The 16,663-nt window shown below is 67.7% G+C and carries 14 protein-coding genes, 1 tRNA gene and 1 pseudogene; 6 read left to right on the top strand and 10 right to left on the bottom strand.

Going from position 1 to position 16,663, the window contains the following annotated elements; genetic code table 11:
• Nucleotides 1–57 precede the first annotated feature (57 nt).
• Nucleotides 58–2,187 (bottom strand): LysM peptidoglycan-binding domain-containing protein, encoded by a 2,130-nt coding sequence (locus VEW47_06290; protein ID HYS04784.1) that lies wholly within the window; start codon nt 2,185–2,187, stop codon nt 58–60.
• A 385-nt stretch (nt 2,188–2,572) separates the two neighbouring features.
• Here VEW47_06290 and recA point away from each other — a divergent pair, with 385 nt between their 5' ends.
• From recA to VEW47_06270, 4 genes are all read left to right on the top strand, one after another.
• Nucleotides 2,573–3,721 (top strand): recombinase RecA, encoded by a 1,149-nt coding sequence (gene recA / locus VEW47_06285; GenBank protein HYS04783.1) that lies wholly within the window; start codon nt 2,573–2,575, stop codon nt 3,719–3,721.
• 77 nt (nt 3,722–3,798) lie between these two features.
• Nucleotides 3,799–3,874: transfer RNA gene (locus VEW47_06280), tRNA-Phe, on the top strand.
• Between the two features lie 324 nt (nt 3,875–4,198).
• The gene (gene hisC, locus VEW47_06275) at nt 4,199–5,359 is read left to right on the top strand and encodes a histidinol-phosphate transaminase (protein HYS04782.1); all 1,161 of its coding nucleotides are present in this window, start codon (nt 4,199–4,201) and stop codon (nt 5,357–5,359) included.
• Nucleotides 5,356–5,685: an antibiotic biosynthesis monooxygenase gene (locus VEW47_06270; protein HYS04781.1), complete on the top strand. Its 330-nt coding sequence runs from the start codon at nt 5,356–5,358 to the stop codon at nt 5,683–5,685. The genes hisC and VEW47_06270 overlap by 4 nt, the downstream gene beginning before the upstream one ends.
• A 16-nt stretch (nt 5,686–5,701) precedes the next feature.
• On the opposite strand, the gene VEW47_06265 is transcribed toward VEW47_06270, so the two are convergent.
• On the bottom strand, nt 5,702–6,718 hold the full coding sequence (locus VEW47_06265; GenBank protein ID HYS04780.1) for a rhomboid family intramembrane serine protease: 1,017 nt from the start codon (nt 6,716–6,718) through the stop codon (nt 5,702–5,704).
• Nucleotides 6,719–6,805: 87 nt separating this feature from the next.
• A complete protein-coding gene (locus VEW47_06260) occupies nt 6,806–7,294 on the bottom strand; it encodes a hypothetical protein (GenBank protein HYS04779.1) in 489 nt (162 codons plus the stop codon).
• Between the two features lie 218 nt (nt 7,295–7,512).
• Here VEW47_06260 and VEW47_06255 point away from each other — a divergent pair, with 218 nt between their 5' ends.
• Entirely contained in the window at nt 7,513–8,034 is a 522-nt protein-coding gene (locus VEW47_06255; protein ID HYS04778.1) for a hypothetical protein, read from the top strand.
• Complete coding sequence (locus VEW47_06250; protein HYS04777.1) at nt 8,031–10,370, top strand: matrixin family metalloprotease; 2,340 nt, start codon at nt 8,031–8,033, stop codon at nt 10,368–10,370. Before VEW47_06255 ends, VEW47_06250 begins: the two co-directional genes overlap by 4 nt.
• A 22-nt stretch (nt 10,371–10,392) precedes the next feature.
• Here the strand turns inward: VEW47_06250 and lexA are convergent, their stop codons facing one another.
• The 7 genes and pseudogenes from lexA to VEW47_06215 form a co-directional block, all read right to left on the bottom strand.
• A complete protein-coding gene (gene lexA / locus VEW47_06245; protein HYS04776.1) occupies nt 10,393–11,001 on the bottom strand; it encodes a transcriptional repressor LexA in 609 nt (202 codons plus the stop codon).
• Nucleotides 11,002–11,014: 13 nt separating this feature from the next.
• Nucleotides 11,015–11,302, bottom strand: a pseudogene (locus VEW47_06240) (hypothetical protein).
• 126 nt (nt 11,303–11,428) lie between these two features.
• Nucleotides 11,429–12,091 (bottom strand): HAD family phosphatase, encoded by a 663-nt coding sequence (locus VEW47_06235; protein HYS04775.1) that lies wholly within the window; start codon nt 12,089–12,091, stop codon nt 11,429–11,431.
• Nucleotides 12,088–13,851, bottom strand: a complete 1,764-nt coding sequence (locus VEW47_06230) for an HD domain-containing phosphohydrolase (protein HYS04774.1) — start codon at nt 13,849–13,851, stop codon at nt 12,088–12,090. Before VEW47_06230 ends, VEW47_06235 begins: the two co-directional genes overlap by 4 nt.
• A gap of 110 nt (nt 13,852–13,961) precedes the next feature.
• Nucleotides 13,962–14,969 carry a quinolinate synthase NadA gene (gene nadA / locus VEW47_06225; GenBank protein HYS04773.1) on the bottom strand — a complete coding sequence of 336 codons (1,008 nt, stop codon included), beginning with the start codon at nt 14,967–14,969 and terminating at the stop codon, nt 13,962–13,964.
• Nucleotides 14,956–15,183 carry a hypothetical protein gene (locus VEW47_06220; GenBank protein HYS04772.1) on the bottom strand — a complete coding sequence of 76 codons (228 nt, stop codon included), beginning with the start codon at nt 15,181–15,183 and terminating at the stop codon, nt 14,956–14,958. Before VEW47_06220 ends, nadA begins: the two co-directional genes overlap by 14 nt.
• 137 nt (nt 15,184–15,320) lie before the next feature.
• Nucleotides 15,321–16,517, bottom strand: a complete 1,197-nt coding sequence (locus VEW47_06215) for an HD domain-containing phosphohydrolase (protein HYS04771.1) — start codon at nt 16,515–16,517, stop codon at nt 15,321–15,323.
• Between the last annotated feature and the right edge of the window lie 146 nt (nt 16,518–16,663).

Raw genomic sequence — 16,663 nt, 5'->3', positions numbered from 1 at the left:
AAACGCTTGCGGGCAAAGCCACACAGGGGCGATGAGGGACGGGGGTGGGCGACGGGGCTATAGAACCCGGATGGTCAGGACCTGCCCGGCGTGGACGGTGTTCCCGGCGAGGCGGTTCCAGGCGCGCACCTGATGAACGGTCACGTCGTAGAGCTGCGCGATGCGGTACAGAGTCTCCCCCCGTCTGACGCGGTGCTTGATGAAGCCGACCCGGCCTCTCTTGCCGGCGACGCCGCCCCCCGACACCCCGGATGGAGTCTCGCTCTCGCCCACCAGCACCCGGTCGCCGGGACGCAGGACCGTGTCGGGGGGGAGCTTGTTCCAGCGGCACAGATCGTCGGAGGTCACTCCGAACTTGACGGCGATCGACCCCAGCGTGTCACCCATCTGCACGCGATACTCGATCCGCCCGCCGTTGACCGACACCGCCGCGTTCGACGAGTCCTGGTCCGGACGCGGACCGTTCCCCTTCTCGCCGTAGTAGGCCACCAGCCGCTGGCCGGGACGAATGGTCGTTCCGTTCAGGTTGTTCCACCTTCTCAGGTTGGCGATCGTCGTGCGGTACTTGGCGGCGATCTGCTGCAGCGTCTCCCCCTTGCGCACGCGGTGGACGACCTTCTCTCCCATGTCGAACGTCGGGTCCTCGCTGGCGGCCGCCAGCGCGACCTGGGGCGTGCTCTTCGAGATCGGGATGTTCAGGACCATGCCGCGACGCAGGCGCTTTCCGGCGTAGCGCGGGTTGGCGTCGAGCACGGCGCGCACGGGGACACCGTGCTTGCGCGCGATGAACGAGAAGGTCTCGCCCGGGCGGACCTCGTGCAGAGTCCAGGACACACGCTGCTCGTCGGCCAGGGTCTCGAACTTCGCCTCCACGTCGGCCTTGGTTCCGTCCGGGACACGCAGCACGTAGGTGTCCCGGTTCGGAGGGGTCACCAGACCACGCAGCTCCGGGTTGAGGGAGCGCACCGTCTCGAGCGGGACCCCGGCGGCGTCCGCCACCACCTGGAGGTCCGTCGCCTTGTCGATCGTCAGCGTGTCCCAGCTCAGCTCGGGGTCGAGGTCCACGAAGAAGCCATAGTCCTCCGGCGACTTGTCGATCAGGATCGACGCGAGGATGGCGGCCACGTACCACTTGGTCTCGGTGCGGATGTAGCGCGTCTTCGTGAGGGCCCAGTAGTCCTTGGCATGGGTCCGGGCCAGGGCGCGGTCGATCTTCCCCTCCCCCGCGTTGTACGCCGCCATCGCCAGGTACCAGTCGCCGTAGCGCGCGTGCAGCTCCTTCAGGTAGGCCGCGGCCGCGCGCGTCGCCTTGTCGAAATCGCTGCGCTCGTCCACCCACAGGTCGCTCCTGAGACCGTACTTGCGCCCGGTGAACGACATGAACTGCCACATCCCCTTGGCCCGGGCCCGCGAGTAAGCGTTGAGCTTGAAGGCCGATTCCTGGTGGGCCATGTAGGCGAGGTCCTCCGGGAGGCCCTCCTCGCGGAAGATCTTCTTGATCATCGGCAGGTAGGCGCCGGAGCGCTTCAGACCGGATTCGAACTCGTCCCTGAGCCGGGTCTGGAACGCCTCGATGTACGCCAGGACCCGCGGGTTCAGGACGACCGGGATGTCGTACGAGATCTTCCCGACCACCTGCTGGATCTTCTGGCGCTCCTTCTCCGCCTCCTCGGGAGGCAGGTAGGTGGTGATGTCCTTCAGCTCGTCGAGAGGCGAGCGGTTCTCCTGTCCCTCCGGCTCGCTGTCGCGGTTGTACAGATCGGTGTCCATGTCGGCGATGTTGCGAACGATCTCGTCGAACGCCTTCTTGAACGCCGGCTGCTCGTCGAGATCGACGTCGCTCGACAGCACGATGTCGACCGCGTGGTCGAAGTGCTCCTTCGCCTCGTCGAAGCGCCCGGCCTGGTAGGCCTCGAGACCGGCCTGGTAGGCTTCCTCCATCTGCTCGCGCACCTGGCGCACGTGCTGGGGGACCGACTCGCGGCGCGTCCGGTCGGGGGTCGTCTCGCGAGCCACCACCGGCACCGCGCGGTCCCCCTGCTCGCCCGTGGCGCCGGCCGGGTCGGTCGTGGCCGGGCGTGCCGCGGGGCTGGATTCATCCTGCGGGACCGCCGCAGGCGATGCGTCGGGGGCGCTCGTGCCCGTAGTGGCGCAGGCGGCCGTGAGCAGGGCCAGAGGCCCGAGCATCAAGTACCAATGGAAACGCGTCTGAGGTCTCATAACAAAAATGATCGGCGATGACCGATCCGCCGATCGCTTCCTCAATATAAGGGGGGTCCGCCGGGGTGTCAAGGAAAGGATGCTTGGTAACCTGCCCGATGTGCCGCGTCCCCGCCGCCCCGTCCGCCCGCGGACGTCAACGATCCGACGCGTCCCTCCCCGGCCGGTCGGGAAGCCGGAACTCCTGATCCTGCGGGCCTTTTCGGGGTGGCCCGCCTCTTGCGAAAGGCGGTCTGTTGCCGCGTCTCTGCGCTCACGCGCGTTGACAGCCCCGGAGGATTATCCTAAGATGGCCGCGCTCTCCCCGGAGACCCCGAAACCCCGTCCGCCAAAGGTGATCGTAGAGATGATCATGGACCCCAAGGAGAAAGGCCGGACGATCGAGCTCGCGGTCGCCCAGATCGAGAAGCAATTCGGCAAGGGATCGATCATGAAGCTGGGAGCGAAGGATTTCCAGCAGGAGATCCCGATCATTTCCACGACCTCGCTGTCGATCGACACGGCACTCGGAATCGGCGGCGTGCCGCGCGGCCGGGTGGTCGAGATCTTCGGCCCGGAGTCGTCCGGCAAGACGACGCTGGCCCTGCACATCGTGGCCGAGGCGCAGCGCAACGGCGGGCTCGCGGCGTACGTCGATGCGGAGCACGCGCTCGATCCGGATTACTCGCGCAAGCTCGGCGTGGACGTGGACAACCTCCTGGTCTCCCAGCCCGACTCCGGCGAGCAGGCCCTCGAGATCACCGAGGTCCTGGTGCGATCCGGGGCGATCGACGTCCTGGTGATCGACTCGGTCGCGGCCCTCGTTCCCAGGGCCGAGCTCGAAGGGGAGATGGGGGATTCGCACGTCGGGCTGCAGGCCCGCCTCATGTCGCAGGCCCTGCGCAAGCTCACCGGTGCGGTGGCCCGCTCGAAGACCTGCCTGATCTTCATCAACCAGATCCGCGAGAAGATCGGCGTGATGTTCGGCAACCCCGAGACCACGTCGGGCGGCCGCGCCCTGAAGTTCTACGCCTCGGTGCGCCTGGACATCCGGCGCATCGCCCAGATCAAGGACGGCGACGTCGACATCGGCAGCCGCACCCGCGTCAAGGTGGTCAAGAACAAGACCGCTCCCCCCTTCAAGATCGCCGAGTTCGACATCCTTTACGGCAGCGGCATCTCGCGCGTCGGCGATCTCATCGATCTCGCCATCACGCACAAGATCATCGACAAGAGCGGCGCCTGGTTCTCCTACGGCGAGACGCGGCTGGGCCAGGGACGCGAGAACGTCCGCCAGTTCCTGGAACAGAACGCCGACCTGGCGCGCGAGATTGAGGCCAAGCTGCGCCGCGTCCTCGGTCTGATCAAGGAGCCGCGCACCGTCTCTGACATGAAGGGGGACGGCAAGGACGCGACGCGGGCCCCGGAGAGCAGGGACGCCTCGAAGCCCGCGCCACCGAAGGACGCCTCATCGCGCGACCAGCCCCGACCGCGCGGCCACGTCCCCGCCGCCCGGCCCTAGGAGCCTGTCCGCAGTATTGACAGCGCGCGCCGCCGGTTGCTAGCATCCGGCGCTTCCAGTAACATCCCACCGAGGGTGCCGCGGTAGCTCAGTCGGTAGAGCGAGGGACTGAAAATCCCTGCGTCGGCGGTTCAATTCCGTCCCGCGGCACCACAAAATCAAGCACCTGGCCTCCACCTCTCTTCCCCCCGCTCATGCGTGACGGATCTGTGACCATCGCTGAGCGTATCACTGCATCAACGCGATGCCGGACTGACCGAGGATGGCGTGAAACCTGAAGCGGACAGCATGAACGGGGCTGGCCGCGCCGCTGATCTGACCGAGAAGCAACAGGGCAGGCTGGTTGTGGGGTGCTGCCCGCCGGCACCTCTCCGCCGCTGATCGCGCGGACGCGAATCGCACGCCCGTACGATAATGGGCGCCGCGGCCCGCCGCCCGGGACACCCGTTCCGGCCGGGCGGCCGCCCGGAGGCGCTCATGAACGAATGTCTGACCCGTCGTGGCTTCGCACGCGGGCTCGCGTCCGCGCTCGGCGCGTGCGTCGTCGCGCCCGGGCTCGCGGGCGCGTCCGCGCCATCGAGCACGCCCGCGGCCGCCCGCCCCCACAGCGATCTGCCGCCCGGCACGGTGCGCATCGACTCCAACGAGAACCCCTACGGTCCGTCGCCGATGGCGCTCGAGGCGATGAGCGACTCGCAGAAGATCGCCGCGCGCTATCCCGACGCGCTGGAGGAGGAGCTGGCGCGGGCCCTGGCGAAGCTGCACGGCGTCTCGCCGGACAGTGTCCTCCTGGGGTGCGGCTCGGGCGAAATCCTGAGAATGGCGGACATGGCGTTCCTTGGCCAGGAGAAGAAGGTCGTCGCGGCCGAGCCGACGTTCGAGGCGGTCCTGGCGTACGCCCGCGTCACGCGGGCCGACCCGGTGAAGGTGCCGCTCACCCCGGACCATCGTCACGACCTCGTGAAAATGGCGGAAGCCTGCGACGAGCGCACCGGTCTGGTCTACGTCTGCAACCCGAACAACCCGACCGGGACGATCGTCACGCGCGAGGAGCTCCGGGCGTTCATCGGAGGCGTCCCGAAGACCGCGACCATCCTGGTCGACGAGGCCTACTTTCATTTCGTCGAGGATCCGCGCTATGCCAGCGCCTTCGAATGGATCGGCACGACTCCGAACCTGATCGTGGTGCGCACGTTCTCGAAGATCTACGGTCTGGCGGGGATGCGTCTCGGCTACGCCGTCGGGACGAAGGAGGCCGTGGAGAGGATGGGACGCCATCGCATCTGGAGCAATACCAACGCCTCGGTGCTCAAGGCGGCGCTGGCCTCGCTCGCGGATGGCGGATACGTGCCGCGCAATCGCCGGGGTATCAACGAGACCCGCCGGCGTCTGTGCGAGGAGATCGGGAAGGACGGCCGGGCCGTCATGCCGTCGGAGGCGAACTTCGTCATGATCGAAGTCGGCTCGGACGTCGAGCCGGTCATCGCGGCGCTGCGCGCCCGCGACATCCTGGTCGGCCGGAAGTTCCCTTCCCTGCCGAACTGGCTGCGTGTGTCGATCGGCACGCCGGACGAGATGCGGCGTTTCCTGGCCGCCTTCCGCGCAGTCGTCCCGCCGCGGGAGACCCGGGCGGCGTGAAGCGCCGGGCCGACGGCAGGCGGGCGGCGCTCCGGATCCTCTGGGAGTTTCGCGTCCGAGAGAACCGGACCCCCGAGTTCGAGGAGCACTACGGCGGGAACGGCATGTGGGCGCAGTTTTTCCGTCGCGGAAAGGGGTACAGGGAGACGATCCTGCTGCGCGATCGCGAGGTGCCCGGCCGCTACGTGACCATCGACGTCTGGGAGGATCTGGCGTCCTACAGGGCATTCTCCGAAGCGAATGCCGAGGAGTACAAGGAGATCGACCGGCGCTGCGAGGCGCTGACCGAGCAGGAGCGCTGTCTCGGTTTCTTCGAGACGTCCTGAGGCGCGCGCGGCCCGGTCAGAGCCATCCGTTGAGCCGCGCGATCTCGAGGTGCCGCCCGTAGGTCAAAGCCATCGCGGCGAACGATCCGACCGTGACGAGGAGCGCCGCAGAGGCGAGCAGTCGCAGCGCAATCTCCCCCCCGCGGGTCTTCGGCTCTCCGGGCGAGACGAGGAATCCCAGCATGCCGCCGGCGACCAGCCCTCCGAAGTGCGCCAGGTTGTCGATCCCGGGCATGAACAGCATGAAGGCGCCGTAAATCAGCCAGCGCATCAGCTGCTCTGCGACCAGCCTGCCGACGCTGCCGCCATGGAAGCGGCCGTAGACGATCCCGAAACCCATCAGCCCGAACAGCGCCCCCGAGGCGCCGACGGCGGGCGCCGGGCTGAAGAGGGCGCTCACGAAGAGCGCGAACACGCCGCAGACCGTGTAGATGACGAAGAACTTGCGCGCCCCGAACGTCTCCTCGACCAGCGGGCCCAGCGTCGTGAGCGCGTAACAGTTGAACAGGAGGTGCAGGAGACCGCCATGGAGGTAGTTGGCCGTGACCAGACGCCAGGCCTCTCCCTGGAACACCTCGGGGCGTGCCTTCTCACCGAACAGCCAGAGCGCCACGCCCGGAGGAGACAGGAACCGCATCGGCCCGGCGCCCGGCCCGCTCGTCCCCCACACCAGGAGGATGAGGAGGGTGATCCCGACGTTGACGGTGATGAGGAGGGTCGTCACCGTGCCGGATCCGGGGAACAGAAGGGAGACCAGCCGGCCGACGCCACCGGACGGAACACCCGACATCGAGGCGCCGCAGGAGGGGCAGCGCCTCTCGCGACGCGGGACGAGAGTGCGGCACTCGCGGCACATCCGCATCCGGACGCGCACGCCGCGCTCGAGGTTCTGCCAGCCGGCGACCTTGACCTCGAGCGCCTGGCGCCAGACCTGCTTCTTCCACTCCCACCGCGCCCCGCGCATCCCGAGCGCGCCGCCGAGACGGAAAAGCAGCTCGAGCGCGGCGCGCAGGAGTCGTCCCAGGGTCGCCATCGGAATCCTCCGGCCGCGCGCGGCGCTCCTGCCTGGTAGCCTGTCCTGCTAGAGGGAGGGGCGCGAGGCGGAGGTCGTCGGGGCGGTCTACTTCCAGGTCCAGCCGACTCCAACTTTCAGATCGGGATCGTCGTTCGTGAGTCCGACCTTCGCCTCGATGAAGAACGACGTGGCCGACTTGAGCTTGGTCTCGACTCCGCCGACCCCCATGACGCTAAAGTCGGTCTGGCTGTTCGCGTGGTCCGGGTCCGCGTAGATGAGCCCGGCGCTGCCGCCGACGTACGGCTTCCAGACCTGGACCTTCGAGAAGACGTAATGGACCTCGGCGTTAGCCTGCAGGACCGTGACGTGATCTCCGAAGCCGATCTCGACGTTCGGACGGAACCGTACGTTGCGGGCGAATTCTCCCAGGTCCCAGTGGACGCCGCCGTAGAACTGGTCCGGATTGCTCGACAGTCCCACGCGCGCCCCCCAGCCGCGATAACCGACTTGGGCGGTTCCCTGTGCGAGGGCGGGTGTGGCAAGGACGACCAGAAAAGGAAGGATCAGGAGCGGGGCGATTCTGCGTGCTTTCATCGGGTCCCTCCGAGACACTTTGGGGATTGGCCTGATGGGAAGCGCGCCGGTTCCCTCTTTCCTCCGGATATGGAACCGACGCAACAGGATACGACGGACGACATGACGAACGAGAGCGCCAAAGGCTATCACGCGCCACGCGGAGGGTCAAGGAACTATTGCCCGCTCCGGCGCAAACTCATTGACGCTACTGAGGCTTAATCGTATAAGGAGCGATCATGGACTCCCGCATGAGGGCGGCCCTCCTCGCCTCTCTCACTCTCGCCTCGATGCCAGCCTTCGCCACCACCGTGAGGCATCTGGACATCAAGGAGATCGTCGGTGCGTCCGATACGATCGTCCAGGGTCGCGTGGAATCGATGCGCTCGTTCTGGCAGGGAAAGCAGATTCATACCGAGGTCCGGGTCAAAGTGTCACGGGCGCTGAAGGGAGCGCGGGGAGACCGGCTGACGTTCCTGCAGGCGGGAGGCCGTGTGGAATCGCCCGTGCCGCTCGAGATGACCGTCCCCGGGGCCCCGACCTTCCGCGTCGGCGACGAGGCCTACTTCTTCCTGCAGCTGGGGAACACGGGTGAGCGTTACGTCGTCGGGTTGTTCCAGGGGCACGTCCCCCTGCGGCACGACGTCAAGGGAGACTTCGTGGTGTTCGGCGGCGCGCGCCGGAGCCCGGCAGAGTTCGAAGAAGTGATCCGACGGGAGATGGCCGGTCAGGAGCAGGACACGCCGGGACGTCCCCGGTGACGCGGCGGTGCGGCGTGCAGTTTGCCCCGGTCGTCGGGCCGGACTGGCGCCGCGCCGTCGCCGCGCTCCTGGCGATCTCGGCGGCGACCGTCGCCGGAATCACCCCCGCCCGCGCCGGCGGCAACATCGAAGCGGTGGTCAACGGCAATACGCAGATCGCCGACGCCGTCTGGAGCCCGCTGGCCCTGCCGATTCCGTGGAGACTCAACGACCAGGGAGTCATCAACAACTGCAACAATGGGAACCCGTTGTGCGCGGAGGGCGTGTCCCCTTTGACTCTGCAGCGCGCCATCGACGGGTTGACCGCTGCCTTCAACACCTGGCAGAACGTGCCCACGTCGCGTATCGCCTTCACCTACGCGGGGACCTCGACGGTGACGGCCGTCGGGCTCGACAACGTGCACCTCATCACCTGGGCGGACGGCGGCACGCTGAACTGCCCGGCGGGCGTGGTCGCCACGACCCCCAACTTCCACCTGACCGCGGATTTGACGGTGTCGAGCGCGAATCGCGACCTGAACAGCGACGGGATCATCGATCTCGATCCCGCCGTGTATCCGAACGGCGCGGTCCTGAAGGCCGGCACGATCGTCGACGCCGACATGGCCTGGTGCCCGGCCGGAAACGATTACGTCGACGTGCCTCTCGACGCGACCACCCATACCCTCGACCTGGTGGCCGTGGCGACGCATGAGCTGGGTCACTTCCACGGCCTGTCGCACTCTTCGCTGGTCAGCCCGCTGGCGACCATGACGCCCTTCGTCGACATCACCGTCGACTTCGACCAGGACTTCCGCGTCCTGTCGCAGGACGACATCGCCTCCACATCGCGCTCCTACCCGGAGACGTCGCAGAAGGGGCTCTACGGGACCATCACCGGGAGGCTGGTCCTGCCGGGCGGGACTACGGCCGCCGACGGCGTGAGCGTCACGGCCTTCAACACGGCGACCGGCGAGATGACGGTGCAGGTGTTCAGCGTGTCGCGCTTCACCGCGGGCACCCTCCTTCCCGGCACGTTCCGGATCGACTGGCTGCCGCCGGCGAACTACTACGTCGGCGTGGAGTACTTCGACAGCACGACCGGGATGAGCGGCGGCGGGGACGACGACTGGTGGGACGACAATCGCTTCAACTCCACGATCTTCAACAGCAACGTCAGCGGGGGTGCGAACCCACCCTACATCGCCCGGCCCGAGTTCTACAGCAGCCCGGAAACCTCCACCGACGACCTGGCCGACCAGGTGGCGGTCGCGATCGGGGCCGGCCAGACCTTCGACGTCGGCTCGATCGTCATCAACACCGACACTCCGCCGGCGCCGGCCGGGGCGACGGCGCTGAACCTGGACAACAGCACCACCGCCCGGGTCGCCTTTCCCGCCGGGTTCTCGTTTCCCTTCTACGGACAGTCGTGGACGAGCGTCTTCGTCAACGACAACGCCAACCTGACGTTCGGCGCCGGAGGCACGTTCTCGCACAGCGGCACCTTCCTGGGTCCGGATCCGAACCAGCCCGGTGTGTCCGTGCCGCCGCGGATCGCGTTTCCGCTCAGCGACCTCGATCCGGGCGCCGATAACCGCGGACGGTCCGGCGGACCGCTCGACGTCTTCTGGACATTCGTGCCCGACGGGACCAACCCGCAGAACGATCGGATGGAGTTCATCTATCTCGGGATACCGGTCACCCTGACCACCAAGAGCTGCACGGCGGTCGTGCGGCTGTTCAGGAGCGGACGGATCGAGATCCAGAACCGCTTCGTCAGCGCCTGGTGGGGGATCACGGGAATCAGCCCGGGCGGGGACGGGACGGAGCCGTTCGCGCAGATCGACATCACGCGGCAGCTCCCCTATTCGGGGTCCGCGGGCCAGGCGATCTTCGAGCACTTCGAGTTCGCCCAGTCGGCGAGCGTCGGCGGGGGGAACGCGCTGCGCCACGCCAACGACACGAACGGCTCCCTGCTGATCTTCATGCCGAACGCCCAGGGAGGATACGACCTCGGCTCGCCGAACTTCGCCACCCAGGACTCCGGCGAGGTCCTGAATCAGGTGTTCGGCGACGCCACGCACCTCGCGTGGGACGCGCTCGCGGGGGCCGCCGCGTACAACGTCTACCGTGGCGGCCTGGGGTCGTTCGTGGACACCGACGGCGACGGGGCGGCGGACCGGTACGGCGGCTGCCTCGACGCCGGGCTTGCCTCTCCCGCGGATATCGACGCGGCCACGCCCTCGGCGGGGACCGGCTACTTCTACATGGTCACGGCCCGCAATCCCCCAGGCGAAGGGAGCCTGGGCCGGGCCTCGAGCGGCGCCGCCCGGCCGAACGTCTCTCCCTGTCCCTGAGCTTTCCGGCCCGCGGGCCGGATCAGGCGTAGCGGCGCAGGAGTCCCGAGACGATCCCCTGCACCCGCAGGGACTCCGGCCGCACCACGATCGGCTTCATGGAGGGATGGGCCGGGACCAGGCGGACTCTCCCCCGCTCACGGCGATACGTCTTCAGGGTCGCTTCCCGGCCGTCGACGAGGGCCACGACGACCTCGCCGTTGCGCGGCGTGGCGCGCTCCTCGACGACGACATAGTCGCCGTCCAGGATCTGCTCCCCCGTCATCGAGTCCCCTTTGACCTGCAGGACGTAGGTGCGTCCGCCGCGCGCCAGGTCTTTCGGCAGTGCGACCGTGCGCTTCTCGGCGATCGTCTCGATCGGCCGCCCCGCGACGATCCGGCCGAGAAGGGGCACGTCGACGGCGGAACCGCTCCGCGCCGCGGGCAGGAGATCCACCCCCCGACGACGGCCCCGGCGACGGCGCTTCAGGAGACCCCGCTCCTCCAGGAGCCGGAGGTGCTTGTGGACGGTCGAGACCGAAGCGAGCCCTGCACGGCCGGCGATCTCCGCCAGCGTCGGGGTGCGCCCGCGCTCCGCGCCGAGGGAGCGCAGCGCCTCCAGGATCTCCTTCTGACGCCGGGTCGGCAGCACGCGATCCTCCGCCTCAGGACCCTTCGGTCGAACGGGCCCCGATGAACCAGTCATCCTTGTCCTTGAAGAGGACGTTGAACGAGGTGAGCGACCCATAGACACGCGTGATGTACTGCTGCAGCTCCACCTTGTCTTCGTCGCTCAGCTTCGGGTGGGCGTTGATCTTCTGCTCCAGGACGCGCAGGCGATCGCGCGCCATGATGATCTTGTGGAAGAAGACCTCGATCGGGATCGCCTTCTCCTGCGCCTCCGACTTCCCCGGCTTGAGGATGATCGAGCCTCCCTCGTAGCGCGACGCCATGCGCACGTCGCTCAGCCCTAAGAGCTCGTCCAGGGCGTCCTTGAGGGCCCACTTGACCGCGCCGCGGTCCAGTCCTCCCTGTGTTTCATCGCTCATGGCGGTGTTCTCTCCGTCCCGGAATGGGGTTCACTGCGGCGGCGTCGCGTCCAGGGGGAAGAGGTTGACGATCGACAGGAGCGAGTCCCCCCGGCCGACGACCGAGGCCGCGCGCGCGGTGCTCTCGGACGCCGGGTTGAACGCCACCGAGAATCCCGAGTGCTCGAACATCGAGATGTCGCCGTCGCTGTCGCCCACGGTGATGACCTCGCGGTAGTCGACCCCGAACTGCCCGCAGAACAGATCGACCGCCTCCCCCTTGCGGCCGTGCTCCACGTTCACCTTCACCTCGCCGGTCAGGACACCGGCCTTCGTCACCAGCCGGTTGGCGATGGCGTACTCCAGGTCGAGCTCATGCATGACCCTCTCGATCAGGATCGTCAGGCCGGTGGAGATCACTCCCACCAACAGACCCTGCTCCTTGAGGACCGCGACGCATTCGTGCACGCCGGGCCGGTAAGGGATGGCGTCCGTGATCGCCCTCAAATCGGATTCGGCCATCCCCTTCCAGTGCGCGGCGTCGCGCGCGCAGAACTCTTCGTAGGAGATGTCGCCCCGCTCGAACGCCTCCTGGTGCCGGAGAGCCTCATTCTCCCACAACCCCAGCCGCTCGTGGATGTGCCGCCAGACGCTGATCACCGGCGTCAGGGTGCCGTCGAGGTCGAACAGGACCGCGCGATAGACCGTGCTCACATTTCCTGGTAGGCGGCCGGCTTCTCCGGCGCCTTGAAGGCCCCCGCCTTGTACGCCTCGTTGAACGCAGTGACGACGCGCCGGTCGAAGGCGCGGTCGCTCAGCTCGAACAGCCGCGCGATCGCCTTGTCGAACGGCATCGCCTTCTGGTAGGGGCGATTGGTGGTCATCGCGTCGAAGGCGTCGGCGATCGCCACGATGCGCGCCGGCAGGGGAATCTGCTCCCCCTTCATCCCCATGGGGTAGCCCGATCCGTCCCAGCGCTCATGGTGGAAGCGCACCCCTGGAATGATGTCCTTCATCGGCTTGATCTTCGACAGCATCTGATACCCCTTGTTGGGGTGCTGCTTCATGACGGTGTACTCCTCGTCCGTGAGCGCCGCCGGCTTGCGCAGGATCTTGTCCTCGATGCCGATCTTGCCGATGTCGTGGAACAGCGACGAGATGTGGACCTCGTAGATCTCCTTCTTGGAGAGACCCATCTGCTTGGCCAGGAGCACGGCGTACTGGTTGACGCGCTCGGAATGGCCCCGCGTGTACGGGTCCTTCTCGTCGATGGCCTCGGCCAGCGCCTTGACCGTGCCGATGAACAGCTCGCTGTTCAGGGTGACGGCAGCCGACAGGCGCTGGATGTAGTTCTGCAGCTGGTCCGCCATGGCGTTGAAGGTGTCGGCCAGCGCCCCCAGCTCGTTCCGGGCGTCGACCCGCACGCGCTGGTCGAGCTGCCCCTTCGCGAACGCTTCGGTCCCGGCCGCCAGCGCCTTGATCGGCCGGGTGATCAGCCCGGCCAGCAGGTACGCGAGAATGAGCGCCAGAGCCATCGCCAGGCCGGCCCAGAAGAGGGTCGCCTGGATCATCTGGTTCACGGTCGCGTACGCCTGCTTCTTCTCAATCTGCACGAAGATCTTCCAGCCCTGGGCCGTGGTGTCGCAGGAGGCGATGTACGGCACCGGCCGGTTGTCGATCGTCAGGACGTACTCCGAGGTCAGGGCCGAGTGTCCGCCGGCCTTCAGGCAGTCCTGCACCACCCCGAAGGTGCGCAGGTCGCTGCGTTTCAAGACCCCCTCCTCGTCCTGCCTGGCGAACAGACGTCCCTGGCTGTCCAGCGCATAGATGAGGTAGGACGCGCGCCGTCCGCCCACCACCGGGTCCCAGTACGCCGCGAAATCGACGACCCCCGTGAGGGCTCCGACCGGGGCGGTTCCGATCCCGACCGGGACGCTCACGATCAGCACCGAGTGCTGACCCTCGTCCGTCTCCAGGACCACCGGGTCGCTCACGTCCTGTCCCCCCTGCATCGCGGCCTTCACTCCCTCCTTGACCGTCGCCTCCACCGCCGACCGCGGGAACCCGGGCTGGCGCGCCTCGACCGACTCTCCGTCCTTCGGCGTGTAGCGCACCAGGAGGAGGTCGGTCCCGATGAGACGCTCGATCAGCGTGCGGTCCGGGATGAGACGCCCCCCGCCGGCCGCGGACGCCCTCGGCAGCGCCGCGATCGCCTCGGACAGTCGCCCCATCTGCGCCTTGACCCCTTCGATCGCCGCGTTCAGCTGGCGCGCCACCGCCGCCGCCGTCTGCAGCTGCGCCTCCTGCTGCGAGGTGACCAGGGCCTCGCGGCTGTAGCTGATCAGCTTGTAGGCGGTGATCCCCAGCGGCAGGAGCCCCATCGCCGACAGGACCAGCAGGAACCAGTAGACGATCTTGCGCGTCGGGGGCCGCGGGGCCGCGTCGGTCTTCGGGGCGCTTTTGGGGGCTGTCATCGTGGAGCCGGTGTCACCTGCCTCGTCGACGGTGGCCGGACGCGCGGAAGGACGAAGAACGCAGGTGATTATAGGGACGCGTCGAGCGCAGTGTCAACCGACGGGCGCCGTCAGCGGTCCCGAGGCACGGCCATCATGCGCTCGAGGGCCCGGCGCGCCAGGACCGCGTCCTCGGCATCGACCGTGATTTCGAAAACGTTTTCGCGGAGGGAGCGCTCGACCGTGTCGAGGCCGATCATCTTCATGTAGGGGCAGTGCAGGCGGCAGCCGATGCAGCCGTCGGCCGGGATGAACTGGCGGTCGGGGAAGCGCTTCTTGAGCTGATGGATGAGGGCCCACTCCGTGGCGATGATGAAGGTGCGGGCCTCGGGGTGGCGCTGCACCGCCTGGAGCATGCCCGAGGTCGAGCACACCTCGTCGGCCATCGCCAGCACGTCCTCGCGGCACTCGGGGTGCGCGATCACGACGGCGTCCGGATGCCCCAGACGCGCCCGGTCGACACTGGCGTCCCGCAGCACGTCGTGCGTCGGACACGCTCCGTCGTACACGACGATCTCCTTCTCCGGGACCTGCCGGGCCACCCAGCGTCCGAGGTTCCGGTCCGGAGTGAACAGCACCTTCCGGCCCGGCAGGCTGCGGACGACGGTCACCGCGTTCGCCGACGTGCAACAGATGTCGGACATCGCCTTCACCTCGGCGCTGCTGTTGATGTAGGTCACGACGGTGTGGTCGGGATAGCGCTCCTTCCATTTCAGGAGCGACTCGGGCGTGATCGAGTCGGCCAGGGCGCACCCCGCCGAGAGGCTGGGAAGCAGGACGGTCTTGTCCGGGTTCAGGATCTTCGCGGACTCCGCCATGAAGTGGACGCCGCAGAACACGATGGTGCGCGCCCCGGTCTTCTGCGCCTCGAGCGACAACCCGAGCGAATCCCCGACGAAGTCGGCCGCCTCCTGCACTTCGGGGAGCTGATAGTTGTGGGCCAGGAGGACCGCGTTCCTGGCCCGCGCCAGGGCCCGGATCGACTCGATCCTGCGGACGGTCGCGCGCGCGTCCCCGACGCGCCAGGGCGCGGGGGTCGACTCCTCGGCAATCGCAACGGCCTCCTCAACGGCCCGCATGCTTCTCCCCCTTCGCTCCGTGCTCGACCACCCGCGCGCCCCGCTCCGGACGGATGTCGCGGGTCCCGGCTGGAAACACTCTCCAGAACTCCCTCTTGATGAGGCTCGTGATCGTGGCGCTCTTCGAGAAGCCGTGGTACCGGGCGATGGTCTCGAGCATCGTCAGGTCGAGTTCGGTGGCCGTGTAGGTGCGTATCTTCTTGTGAACCGGCATGGTGGCTCGGGGCTCCTCGGGTACGGCTGATGTTATATAAACTTTATATAGTACAACTATAATATCCTACACGACTCCGGGGCGACTGTCAAGAGGGGGATGGGGTCGGACTCGGCCCCGAAGGTCGGGGAGAGGGGTCAGGTGCCGGTGCGGGCTTCCGCGGCGGGGAAGGGACCCGCCTTGTCCCCGGGAGCCTCTTCGGCGGCGGGCCCGGCGTGGACCGCCGGTGCCGGTCCGGGCTCCGCCGCGGGAGGCTGCGCGATCTCCCCGTCGACGACCCCCTTCGACTTCAGGACGCGGATGAAGGCCTCGACGCACTCGGGACAGAACTGGCGCCCGGCCATCTTCTTCATTTCCTGCATCGCGAACTCGAGCGGCAGCCCCACGCGGTACGGGCGCGTCGAAGTCATGGCGTCGAAGGCGTCGGCCAGGCAGACGATGCGCGCCGCCAGCGGGATGTCCGTTCCCTTCAGTCTGTCGGGGTAGCCGGTGCCGTCGTACATCTCGTGGTGGTGCTTGATCCCCGCCACGTGCTTGGTGAACGTGGCCACGGGGGCCAGGATCTGGGCGCCGACCACGGGGTGCGACTTGATCGACTCGCGCTCCTCCGGCGTGAGATTGGCCGGCTTGTTCAGGATCTTGTCCAGCATGCCGATCTTGCCGATGTCGTGCAGGAGCGCCACCTGCGCGACGATGTCGACCTCCTCCTTCGGCAATCCCATGGACCGCGCGATCAGGCGGGCGAACTTGGCCACGCGCTGCGAGTGGCCGGAGGTGTAGCGGTCCTTCGCCTCGAGCGCGATGGCCAGCGACTCGACGGTCTGGATGTAGGAGTGCTCCAGGTCGTTTCGGGCCTGCTCCAGGTTGCCGAGGGCGGCCGTGAGCTGCTGGTTCCGCACCTGCAGGTCCGACAGGAGCCTCTCGTTCAGACGCTTCATCTCCCGCTGCCGCAGGAGGGCGGTGATGGTGAACTTGATGTCCTCGAGGTCCCACGGAGTCGGGATGTACTTGTCGAGGCCGGCGTTGTTCAGGGCGTAGATCGCCTCGTCCAGGCTGGGCTTGTCCGACAGGAGGATCTTCCCGACGGTCGAGAACTGGGCGTTGACGATCTCCAGGAACCGCCCGCCCGGGATTCCCGGCATTCTCTGAGCGGCGATCACCAGCTCGATCGGCCGGTTCTGCTCCCGCAGCGCGTACAGGACGCCGAGCCCTTCCTCCGCCGAGGCCGCGGCCAGGACTTCCATCCCGGGCGGACTGACCGCCGCGATCCTCTCCTTGAGCTGGGAGCGGGACATCTCGTCGTGATCGACGATCAGCATCGCCGGACGGGTCATGAGGTCCCCCGGGGGGCGCGCGCCGCGCCCGAGGCCGCGCGGTGGGCGGCGCCGGACAGAACTCCTCTGTGCAACATTCGCGTTGAATATAGGGCCCGCCCGAGGGTGCGGACAACCGCAAGGGTGACTTGCGAAATCGTGCTCCG

The sequence above is a fragment of the Candidatus Dormiibacterota bacterium genome (assembly GCA_035635555.1).
In the GTDB taxonomy this organism is placed as follows: domain Bacteria; phylum Acidobacteriota; class Polarisedimenticolia; order Gp22-AA2; family Gp22-AA2; genus Gp22-AA3.
This window is presented reverse-complemented; position numbering and strand designations above follow the sequence as displayed.